Annotated in this window: 1 protein-coding gene; it reads right to left on the bottom strand. The window is 64.4% G+C overall.

Annotated elements, in window-relative coordinates:
- Window positions 1-329: integrase core domain-containing protein (locus tag ONA70_RS36545; protein ID WP_265011030.1), on the bottom strand; the 329-nt coding region annotated here is incomplete at both ends.

Genomic DNA, 329 nt, shown 5'->3' with positions numbered 1-329 from the left:
GCCGTCGGTTGTTGTACCAGTCGATGTATTCGACGGTGGCCACCTCCAGGTCGTCGAGTCCGCGCCATGGTCCCTTGTTGCGGACGAGTTCGGCTTTGTAGAGGGAGTTGAACGCCTCGGCCATCGCGTTGTCGTAGGAGTCGCCCTTGGAGCCGACGGAGGCGACGGCGCTGGCCTCGGCGAGCCGCTGGGTGTAGCGGATCGCTCGATACTGGGCTCCCCGGTCGGAGTGGTGGACGAGTCCGCCCAGGTCAGCGCCTTGATTCTCTCGGCGCCACATCGCCATCTTCAACGCGTCGAGAGCCAGATCCGTGTAGAGACTCGTGGAC

The organism is Micromonospora yasonensis, from assembly GCF_026013475.1.
Lineage (GTDB): Bacteria > Actinomycetota > Actinomycetes > Mycobacteriales > Micromonosporaceae > Micromonospora > Micromonospora yasonensis.
The sequence above is the reverse complement of the archived record's forward strand: the minus strand, read 5'-3'. Positions and strand labels throughout refer to the sequence as shown.